A 10095-nucleotide genomic window follows, 5' to 3' on the forward strand; every position below is an offset into this window, starting at 1 on the left:
GCACCGTTTGCCCGAAAGCACCGTGCGGCACCATCGGTACTGGCAGCATTACCAGGTGTGACCGCGGCAGTCACTCCCAAGGGAGAACGGCGACGGTACGCGCTGGTCAGCGCCGCCGCCGAGCTGCTCTGCGAGAGCGGGTTCGAAGCGGTGCGCCACCGCGCCGTCGCCCGCCGGGCCGGCCTGCCGTTGGCGTCGACCACCTATTACTTCTCGTCGCTGGACGATCTGATGATCAGCGCGGTCGAACACATCGGCATGCTCGAGGTGGCCCAGTTGCGGGCCCGGGTCGCGGCCCTATCCCGGCGCCGGCGCGGAGCGGAAAGCACCGCCGATGTGCTGGTCGACCTGCTGGTCAGCGAGGAGCCTGGCCCCGGCCAGAGCGAGCAGCTGATCTCCCGGTACGAGCGTTACATCGCCTGTGCCCGTCAACCCGCGCTGCGGAAAATTCAGCGCCGCAACGTGCGCCAGCGTGCCGACGCCATCGCCGAAGCGATCGAGCGGTCCGGCCGCTCGGTGCGCATCGAATTGGTAGCCAAGCTGATCTGCGCGGTTGATGGCGCGGTGATCTGCGCCTTGGTCGAAGATGAGCCGGTTCCGCGGACGGCGGCGCGGGCTACGCTGATCGAGATCATCGATGTACTTGCGCCGCACGACCACCACGCGGTGCACATCTGAACCGTTAACCGTCATGGTCACCGAACGTGGGACGACGGTCCTGCAGCCGGTTGTGACCGACGGATTCGCCCGAGACCAGTGGCGAAAGGGTCGCGGCGAATCCGGGAGGTGCCATGAACGCGTCCGAGGGGTCCGAAAAGTCCGAGGAGGCTGAGCAACAGCCGCGACTGCGCCGGGTGATGGGGCCCGGCCTGCTGCTGCTGTTCATCATCGGCGACATCATGGGCACCGGTATCTACGCGCTGGTCGGTGATGTCGCTGGCCAGGTCGGTGGTGCGGCCTGGGTTCCATTTCTGCTGGCGTTCCTGATCGCGGGCGTCACCGCGTTGAGCTACCTCGAGCTGGTGACCAAGTATCCGCAGGCCGCCGGTGCGGCGCTGTACGCCCAGAAGGCCTTCGGCAGTCCCTTCTTCACCTTCCTGGTCGCCTTCGTGGTGATGTGCGCGGGCATCACCTCGGCGTCGACCGCGTCCCGGTTCTTCGCCGCCAACTTCGTCGTCGCATTCCACATCGGCCGGGGAACCGCGGGTGTCGTCGTCATCGCCCTGCTGTTCATTGCGGTGCTGGCCGCGGTGAATTTGCGCGGGGTGGGCGACAGTGTGCGGCTCAACGTCGTCCTGTCCGTCATCGAGTTCTCCGGCCTGCTGCTGGTCATCCTTATCGGGCTGTGGGCGGCGGTGGGCGGTCGTGGCGTCGACTTCGGCCGTGTCGTCGCGTTCGACACCGCCGCCGACAAGAACGTTTTTCTTGCCGTCACCACCGCGACGTCGCTGGCGTTCTTCGCGATGGTCGGCTTCGAAGACTCGGTCAACATGGCCGAGGAGATTAAGAATCCAGTCCAGACCTTTCCGAAGGTGCTGTTGTCCGGACTGGGCATCGCCGGTGCCGTCTACCTGCTCGTCGCCGTCGTCTCGGTGGCACTGGTTCCGGTGGGCACCCTGAAAGCCAGCGAAACGCCGCTGGTCGACGTGGTGCAGGCGGGAGTGCCGGGCCTACCGATCAAGGACCTGGTGCCCTACATCTCGATGGTCGCCGTTTCCAACACCGCGCTGATCAACATGCTGATGGCCAGCAGGCTGATCTACGGCATGGCCCGCCAGAATGTGCTGCCGCCGATACTGGGCGCGGTCAGCCGGGTTCGTCGAACCCCGTGGGTGGCGATCCTGGGCACCACGGCGATCGCGTTCGGGGTCATTCTCTACGTCACGGCGTTCGCCAACAGCAACGCGATCGCGGTGCTCGGCGGCACCACCTCGCTGCTGCTGCTCGGCGTGTTCGCGATGGTCAACGTCGCGGTGCTGGTGCTTCGACGTGACACCAAGACGCCCCGTAGCCGGCATTTCACCACGCCGACGGCGCTGCCGTTCATCGGGTGCCTGGCCTCGCTGTCTTTGGTGACGCCGCTGTCCGGCCGGCCCGGCCAGCAGTACCTGCTCGCCTCGATCCTGGTCGTCAGCGGTGCGGGTTTGAGTCTGGCCACCCTGCTGGTCAAACGTCGGCTCACCGGCCGTGACGCCGAGATCGCCGACGCAGCCGATCTCACCGGGTGAGCCTGCCGGCGGGCTCTAAGCTGTGACGTTGTGAGCATCCCGAACGTACTGGCCGGCCGGTACGCCAGCGCCGAGATGGTGGCGATCTGGTCGCCGGAGGCCAAGGTCGTCGTCGAGCGGCGGCTGTGGCTGGCGGTGCTGCGCGCGCAGGCGGAATTAGGCGTCGACCTGCCGCACGGGGTGATCGCCGACTACGAGCGGGTGGTCGACGATGTCGACCTGGCCTCGATCGCTGCCCGTGAGCGGATGTTGCGTCATGACGTCAAGGCCCGCATCGAGGAATTCAATGCGCTGGCCGGACACGAGCATGTGCACAAGGGCATGACCAGTCGCGACCTGACCGAGAACGTCGAGCAGCTGCAGATCCGCCGTTCACTGGAACTGGTGTTCGCCCACGGGGTAGCGGTGGTGGCCCGGCTCGCCGAGCGGGCGGTGACCTACCGCGACCTGGTGATGGCCGGACGCAGTCATAACGTCGCGGCGCAGGCCACTACGTTGGGCAAGCGGTTCGCCTCTGCAGCACAAGAAACGCTGGTTGCGTTGACCAGGCTGCAGGAGCTGATCGACCGTTATCCGCTGCGCGGCATCAAGGGTCCGGTGGGCACCGCGCAGGACATGCTCGATCTGCTGGGCGGTGGCGCGGCTAAGCTGGCCCGACTCGAGCTCCTTGTCGCCGAGTTTCTCAATTTCACAACGGTGTTGAGCAGCGTCGGGCAGGTGTATCCGCGATCCCTCGACCATGACGTGGTGTCGGCGCTGGTGCAGTTCGGTGCGGGCCCGTCGTCACTGGCGCACACAATTCGGCTGATGGCCGGGCACGAACTGGTCACCGAGGGCTTCGCACCGGGGCAGGTCGGCTCCTCGGCCATGCCGCACAAGATGAACACCCGCAACTGTGAGCGGGTCAACGGGCTGCAGGTCGTGCTGCGCGGTTATGCGTCCATGGCGGCGGAGTTGGCGGGCGCCCAGTGGAACGAGGGCGACGTGTTCTGCTCGGTGGTGCGCAGGGTTGCGCTGCCCGACAGTTTCTTCGCCGTCGACGGGCAGACCGAGACCTTCCTGACCGTGCTCGACGAGTTCGGCGCCTACCCTGCGGTGATTCAGCGCGAACTGGACCGCTATCTGCCGTTCCTGGCCACCACCAAGGTGCTGATCGCGGCGGTGCGCGCGGGAATGGGTCGCGAAGCCGCGCACCAGGTGATCAAAGAACATGCCATTGCCACTGCACTGGCGATGCGGGAACGCGGTGCCGAACCCGATCTGCTGGACCGGTTGGCCGCCGACCCGCGGCTGCCGCTGGACCGCGGGCAGCTGGGCGCCGCGTTAGGTGACCGGCAGGCTTTCACCGGCGCCGCCGGTGATCAGGTCGACGAGGTGGTCGCGGCGGTTGACGCGCTGGTCGGCCGCTATCCGGAGGCGGCCAAGTACACACCGGGTGCCATTCTTTAGCGTCCGGACCGGCACAGGACACGAGCTAGCCGGTCTGTTCCGGCGCACGGATCCGCACCGCGATACCCGCCGAGTGCAATTCGAGATCGGCCAAGCCGTGAATGATGGCCGGATCCTCCCGGCGCCAGGCGCCGACGGGGTCGGCGCTGACGGTGGTCAGCTTGCGCAGCGGCCGATTGGCCAGCGCCCGCAGCGCCAGCAGTTGTTCCCCGGCCGGTGTCGCGGCTAATGCGGTCACTGACAATTTGCGCCGGAAGAACCGCAACCGCAGGACGAGCCACGGCATCGCGACCGCCAGAATCGGCGGTGCTGCCACCGCCAGCGCCAGCAACACCGCGAGCCAGGTCGCCGTGGTGTCAAGACTGTGCCCCGCGCCGGCGATGTCGCGGGCCGCGTCGCTTGCCGCGGTGAGCGGTTTGCTGAACGCTCCGCCCAACAGCGGAATGTGCTGAGCACTGTGTCCCGCTGACGCCAGATTCCGGCCCACTCCGGTGGCGCCGTGCTCGACTTGCCGCCCGGCATCTGCGATGGTCGCGATCGCGCTGTGCACCGCCACCCCGACGAGCACCCACACAGCAGTCCACAGCGACACGACGGCGTCGCTGAAAAGCTGGGCCAGCAGTCGGCCGGGTCTGGTGGCGTAGGGCAACAACCGCAGTGTCATAGCCTGATCCCAGCACAGGCCTGCTTCCGCGGTTGGATTCTGAGCCCGCTTCCGGTAGCCCGTTAGGCTGACGCGATGCGTCCCGCTCTGTCCGACTACCAGCACCTGGCCAGCGGCAAGGTTCGCGAACTCTATAGCATTGACGACAAGCATTTGCTGTTCGTCGCGACGGACCGGATCTCAGCGTTCGACTATGTCCTCGACACCACGATCCCGGACAAGGGTCGCATTCTGACCGCGATGAGTGTCTTCTTCTTCAACCTCGTCACGTCCCCCAACCACCTGGCCGGGCCGCCGGACGACGCGCGCATTCCCGACGAGGTACTCGGCCGCGCGCTGGTGGTGCGAAAGCTGGAGATGCTTCCGGTGGAATGCGTGGCCCGCGGCTACCTGACCGGCTCTGGACTGCTGGACTACCAGCGGACCGGAACCGTCTGCGGCATCCGGTTGCCACCAGGTCTGGTCGAAGCGAGCAGATTCGCCAATCCGCTGTTCACTCCGGCGACCAAGGCCGAACTCGGACAACACGATGAGAACATTCCGTTCGCCCGGGCGATCGAGATCGTGGGCACGATACGCGCCAACCAGTTGCGCGACCGTACGCTACAGATATATGTGCAGGCCGCCGACCACGCCCTGACGAAGGGAATCATCATCGCTGACACCAAGTTCGAGTTCGGTATCAACGCCCACGGCAACCTGGTGCTCGCCGACGAGGTCTTCACACCGGATTCGTCGCGGTACTGGCCGGCCGATGACTATCGAGAAGGCGTGGTGCAAGCCAGCTTCGACAAACAATTCGTCCGCAATTGGCTGACCGGCTCGGAATCCGGCTGGGACCGCGCCGGCGCACAGCCGCCGCCACCACTTCCCGGCGACATCGTCGAGGCAACCCGTGCGCGATACATCGACGCCTACGAACGGATTTCCGGATTGCGTTTCGGCGACTGGATCGGGCCGGGCGCATGAGTAACACTTCGGTACCGCCGGTGGCTAAACGGGTCGACAGCCGGCGCAAATTTCACGGCGACGTGTTCATCGATCCCTACGAATGGCTGCGGGAGAAAACCGATCCCGAGGTCATCGCCTATCTCGACGCTGAGAATTCTTTTGCCGACCAAGCCACCGCACACCTGGAAACACTGCGCCAGAAGATCTTTGACGAGATCAAAGCGCGCACCAAGGAAACCGATCTTTCGGTGCCGATCCGTCGGGACAACTGGTGGTATTACGCCCGCAGCTTTGAAGGCAAGCAGTACGGCGTCCACTGTCGTTGTCCGGTAGCCGATGTAGATAACTGGAACCCGCCGGTTCTCGAAGAGCACACCGAGATCCCCGGCGAGCAGGTACTGCTCGACGAGAACGTCGAAGCCGAGGGGCACGAGTTCTTCGCACTGGGTGCAGCCGGTGTCAGCCCGGACGGCAACGTGTTGGCCTTTTCGGTCGATGTGGTCGGCGATGAGCGGTACACCTTGCGATTCCGGGATTTGCGCACGGGCGCACAGTACGACGACGAGATCGTCGGTATCGGCGCTGGGGTGACGTGGGCGACCGACAGCCGCACGGTGTACTACGTCACTGTCGACGAGGCGTGGCGGCCGGATACGGTATGGCGTCATAGGCTCAGTTCGGGGTTGCGGGCAGAGAAGGTATTTCACGAACCCGATGAGCGTTTCTGGGTGGCGGTGGGCCGCACGCGCAGCGATGCCTACGTGGTGATCGCGTCGGGTTCGGCCATCACCTCGGAGATTCGTTATGCGGACGCGGGTGACCCGGAGGCGGAGTTCGTCAGCGTGCTGCCGCGCCGCGACGGCGTCGAGTATTCCGTCGAGCACGCCACCATCGGCGGCCAGGACCGGTTCTTGATTCTGCACAATGACGGCGCGGTGAACTTCACGCTGGTCGAAGCGCCGGTCACCGACCCGACCGCGCAACGCACCCTGATTTCGCACCGTGACGACGTCAGGTTGGATGGCGTCGACGCCTTCGCCGGCCATCTGGTGGTCAGCTATCGCCGCGAGGCGTTGCCGCGAATCCAGCTGTGGCCCATCGACGAGAGTGGAGATTACGGTCGGCCGGAGGAGATTTCTTTCGACTCCGAGCTGATGTCAGCCGGTCTCGGTGGCAACCCGAACTGGGACTCTCCGAAGCTCCGGATCGGAGCGGGATCGTTCATCACGCCGACGCGTATATACGATCTGGATCTGCGCACCGGCGAGCGCACACTGCTGCGCGAGCAACCGGTCCTCGGCGACTACGCGCGCACGGATTACGTCGAACGCCGCGACTGGGCGCATGCCGAAGACGGCACCCGTATCCCGGTGTCGATCGTGCACCGCAAGGATATCGAATTCCCGGCTCCGGCACTCATTTACGGGTACGGCGCCTACGAGCTCTGTGAAGATCCGCGGTTCAGCATCGCCCGGCTGTCGCTACTCGACCGCGGCATGGTGTTCGTCATCGCCCATGTCCGCGGCGGCGGTGAGATGGGCCGACTGTGGTACGAACACGGCAAGCTGCTGGAAAAACGGAACACCTTCACCGACTTCATCGCTGTCGCCCAGCATCTGGTCGATTCTGGAGTCACCCGGCCGGAGAATCTGGTGGCGATGGGCGGCAGTGCGGGCGGGCTGCTGGTGGGTGCGGTGGCTAACTTGGCTCCGGAGCTGTTCGCCGGCATCCTGGCGAAGGTTCCCTTCGTCGATCCGCTGACCACCATTCTGGATCCGGCGCTGCCGCTGACGGTCACCGAATGGGAGGAATGGGGAAACCCGATGCAGGACAGCGACGTCTACTTCTACATGAAGTCCTATTCGCCGTATGAGAACGTCACGGCCGCCAAGTATCCGGCGATGCTGGTGATGACCTCGCTCAACGACACCAGGGTGTACTACGTCGAGCCGGCGAAGTGGGTGGCAGCGCTGCGGCACGCCAATCCCGACGGGAACCCGGTGCTGCTCAAGACTGAGATGAGTGCCGGACACGGCGGGATCAGTGGCCGTTACGAGCAGTGGAAAGAAGTTGCGTATCAATACGCCTGGTTGCTGGCCACCGCGGACAGCGGCCACTACGGCGGTGGCCAGGTAAACGATCTCCTCAGCGGTGCGCAGCGGTAGCCGTGTCGTGTCAGCTGACCCGACTTCATTGGCCTGGCCGACAAGTACGGGCTGACCTACGGTCACCCGGAATGGATGGACGACATCATCCACAGAATCGGCCTCAACCCGCCCAGCCACTGACGTCGACTCGCGTTGTTGCCGCCCGGTGCGCTGCTCCGACCTCGAGGATGGGTACGCGGCTCAGCGGCTCGGCTGCCTCGGCAGGAACACCGCCGGGACGTAGGTCAACGCCACCAGGACGACGGCCACCACGAACACCACGGTGTAAGCCCGTGACAGCTCGTGCAACACATTGGTTGTGAAATCAGGAGCAAGTGTCCGGGGTGGTATGGCTGAGGGATCCAGCCGCACGCCGTGCCGGGCGGCAGTCGCCTCCCGCGCCGCGAGCTGATTGGCGGCCGAGATGTTCTGGCTGCGGTTGAATTGATTGGTCAGGATCACCGACATCAGCGCCGTACCCACCGAACCGGCCACCTGGAAATTCACGCTGATCAGGGTCGAACCACGCGCTATCTGGTGTGGACTGAGCGTCTGCATCGCCGAGCCGGACAGCGGCGTCATGACCGAGCCCATGCCCAGCCCCAGAATCAGCAGGCCGGCCAGCAGCGCGGGCCGGTAGCCGGTCTGCTGCCAGGCGCCGTAGGCGAAAGTGCCCATGCCGGCAGCGATCAGTGTGATGCCGACCAGCACGGCCTTGCCCGGGCCGCGCTTGTCCATGAACGTCCCGGCGAGCGGCATCGTCAGCATCGCGCCCAGACTCTGCGGGATCATATGCACGCCGGACTGATACGGCGTCTGGTGCAGCACCTGCTGGAAGTAACTGGGGAACAGCAGGCCGGCGCCGAAAAAGGCCACCCCGTAGACGAACATTGCTGAGTTGGCGAGCGTGAAAACCCGGTTGGAAAACAACTGCAGATTGATCAGCGGATGATCGGCGCGGTGCAGCGCATGCACGACGAATCCGCACATCAATCCTGCGCCGATGGCAACGGGAATCCACACATGGCGGTCGGTCACCGTGCCGCGCGCCGGAAGTGAGGACACACCGTAGAGGAACATTGCCAGGCCCGGCGAAAGCAGCAGCATGCCGACGAAGTCGAAGGTCTCCGATGGAGAGGGCCGGTCTTTCGGGAACACCACGGCCGCCAGCACGAACGCGACGACGCCGATCGGCAGGTTGATCCCGAATATCCACTGCCAACCGTAGGAGCCGATCAGCCAGCCACCCAGGATCGGCCCACCGATCGGCCCCAGCAGCATCGGCACAGACAGCACCGCCATCAGGCGGCCGAGCCGCCTGGGGCCGGCCTCGTGGGTCAAGATGGTGAAGCTCAGCGGCATCAGCATCCCGCCGGCGAGGCCCTGCAGCACCCGGAACCCGATCAGCGACTCAATGTTCGGTGCTGCGGCGCACAGCAGCGAGCCGGCGGTGAACGCCAGCACCGAGCCCATGAACAGTCGCTTGGTGCCGAGCCGGTCAGCAGCCCAGCCGGTGAGCGGGATCACCGTGGCCAGCGCCAGCGTGTATCCAGTCATCGTCCAGGCCACCACGGCCTGGGTGGACTCGAACTGAGCGATGAACGTGCGCTGCGCGACGCTGACCACCGTGGTGTCCAGAATCGACATCACCGTGGCAATCACGCACACTCCCGCGATACGCAACAGGCGCGCGTCGAGTCGATCGGGGTGGTTCCGTTCCGCGTCGGTCAACTGCTCAGCGGGCGACTGCTGGTCGACGGCGCGGTTCACCACGGCTGTAACCCTAGTGACGATAGGTAGCTGACCAAGCTACTTTGCGGCTCTTTCCGCCACGGTAACCTTCCCGCTATGAGCGGATCGCCGGTCGCCGACATCACCCTGACTACTCTCGATGGCAGTCCGACATCGCTGGCTGACTACACCGACCGGGCCGTCTTGGTGGTGAACGTGGCGTCGCGATGCGGTTTGACACCGCAATACAGCGCACTGCAGCAACTCGCCGAGACCTACTCCGAGCGCGGATTGACGGTCGTCGGAGTGCCGTGCAACCAATTCATGGGCCAGGAGCCCGGCAGCGCCGACGAGATTCGAACGTTCTGCTCGACCAACTACGGCGTGACGTTTCCGCTGCTGGCCAAAGCCGACGTCAACGGCCCGGGCCGCCATCCGTTGTACTCGGAGCTGACCAAGACGCCCGACGCCAAGGGCGAGGCCGGTGACGTGCAGTGGAACTTCGAGAAGTTCCTCATCGCTCCCGGTGGAGCCGTCGTCAACCGGTTCCGGCCGCGCACTGCGCCCGATGCCCCCGAGGTCGTCGACGCCATCGAGGCTGTGCTGCCGGATTAGCTGCTCGGCCGTTTTCGGAGCGCATCCGACGCCGGACGTCTGCGTGGATTTCACTGTCTGGACACCTGTCGTGGCCACAATGAAGGTGTGTCTGGAAAGTTGATTGTCTCGGTGTCGGGAATCAGCGCGCGCACCCTGGCCGACGTCGACACGTTCTGCGGACAGATGGACGCCCGCGGGGTCCCGGTGTCGCTGCTGGTGGCGCCGCGGCTCAAGGGCGGATACCGCCTTGACCAAGATCCCGGGACCGTGGAGTGGCTGGCCGCTCGGCGCGCCGCAGGCGACGCGGTGCTACTGCACGGCTACGACG

General features: G+C 65.3%; 9 protein-coding genes. 7 read left to right on the top strand and 2 right to left on the bottom strand.

Annotated features, from left to right (window positions below; all coding sequences use genetic code 11):
• The first annotated feature begins 39 nt into the window (after positions 1-39).
• The 3 genes from WA317_RS22395 to purB all read left to right on the top strand — a co-directional run bounded on the left by WA317_RS22395 (position 40) and on the right by purB (position 3677).
• Complete coding sequence (locus WA317_RS22395; protein ID WP_425175127.1) at positions 40-678, top strand: TetR/AcrR family transcriptional regulator; 639 nt, start codon at positions 40-42, stop codon at positions 676-678.
• A 113-nt stretch (positions 679-791) separates the two neighbouring features.
• Positions 792-2228, top strand: a complete 1437-nt coding sequence (locus tag WA317_RS22400; protein ID WP_425175119.1) for an APC family permease — start codon at positions 792-794, stop codon at positions 2226-2228.
• A 30-nt stretch (positions 2229-2258) separates the two neighbouring features.
• Positions 2259-3677 (top strand): adenylosuccinate lyase, encoded by a 1419-nt coding sequence (gene purB / locus WA317_RS22405; RefSeq protein WP_425175120.1) that lies wholly within the window; start codon positions 2259-2261, stop codon positions 3675-3677.
• A 25-nt stretch (positions 3678-3702) separates the two neighbouring features.
• On the opposite strand, the gene WA317_RS22410 is transcribed toward purB, so the two are convergent.
• Entirely contained in the window at positions 3703-4341 is a 639-nt protein-coding gene (locus WA317_RS22410) for a hypothetical protein (RefSeq protein ID WP_425175121.1), read from the bottom strand.
• 75 nt (positions 4342-4416) lie between these two features.
• Between WA317_RS22410 and WA317_RS22415 the strand changes: the two genes are divergently transcribed.
• Both WA317_RS22415 and WA317_RS22420 read left to right on the top strand, forming a co-directional pair.
• Entirely contained in the window at positions 4417-5310 is an 894-nt protein-coding gene (locus WA317_RS22415) for a phosphoribosylaminoimidazolesuccinocarboxamide synthase (RefSeq protein WP_425175122.1), read from the top strand.
• The gene (locus tag WA317_RS22420) at positions 5307-7457 is read left to right on the top strand and encodes a S9 family peptidase (RefSeq protein ID WP_425175123.1); all 2151 of its coding nucleotides are present in this window, start codon (positions 5307-5309) and stop codon (positions 7455-7457) included. The genes WA317_RS22415 and WA317_RS22420 overlap by 4 nt, the downstream gene beginning before the upstream one ends.
• A gap of 183 nt (positions 7458-7640) precedes the next feature.
• Here the strand turns inward: WA317_RS22420 and WA317_RS22425 are convergent, their stop codons facing one another.
• On the bottom strand, positions 7641-9212 hold the full coding sequence (locus WA317_RS22425; protein WP_425175124.1) for a DHA2 family efflux MFS transporter permease subunit: 1572 nt from the start codon (positions 9210-9212) through the stop codon (positions 7641-7643).
• A gap of 75 nt (positions 9213-9287) precedes the next feature.
• Here WA317_RS22425 and WA317_RS22430 point away from each other — a divergent pair, with 75 nt between their 5' ends.
• Both WA317_RS22430 and WA317_RS22435 read left to right on the top strand, forming a co-directional pair.
• Entirely contained in the window at positions 9288-9785 is a 498-nt protein-coding gene (locus tag WA317_RS22430; RefSeq protein ID WP_425175125.1) for a glutathione peroxidase, read from the top strand.
• Between the two features lie 87 nt (positions 9786-9872).
• Positions 9873-10095: DUF2334 domain-containing protein (locus WA317_RS22435; RefSeq protein WP_425175126.1), on the top strand; the 223-nt coding region annotated here is incomplete at its 3' end.

The sequence above is a fragment of the Mycobacterium sp. genome (assembly GCF_049802695.1).
GTDB lineage: Bacteria > Actinomycetota > Actinomycetes > Mycobacteriales > Mycobacteriaceae > Mycobacterium.

What these genes read in the sequence shown, in the direction of transcription:
- WA317_RS22400 (WP_425175119.1), top strand. Translation starts at nt 792, where the DNA reads ATGAACGCGTCCGAGGGGTCCGAAAAGTCCGAGGAGGCTGAGCAACAG.
- WA317_RS22410 (WP_425175121.1), bottom strand. Translation starts at nt 4,341, where the DNA reads ATGACACTGCGGTTGTTGCCCTACGCCACCAGACCCGGCCGACTGCTG.
- WA317_RS22415 (WP_425175122.1), top strand. Translation starts at nt 4,417, where the DNA reads ATGCGTCCCGCTCTGTCCGACTACCAGCACCTGGCCAGCGGCAAGGTT.
- WA317_RS22420 (WP_425175123.1), top strand. Translation starts at nt 5,307, where the DNA reads ATGAGTAACACTTCGGTACCGCCGGTGGCTAAACGGGTCGACAGCCGG.
- WA317_RS22430 (WP_425175125.1), top strand. Translation starts at nt 9,288, where the DNA reads ATGAGCGGATCGCCGGTCGCCGACATCACCCTGACTACTCTCGATGGC.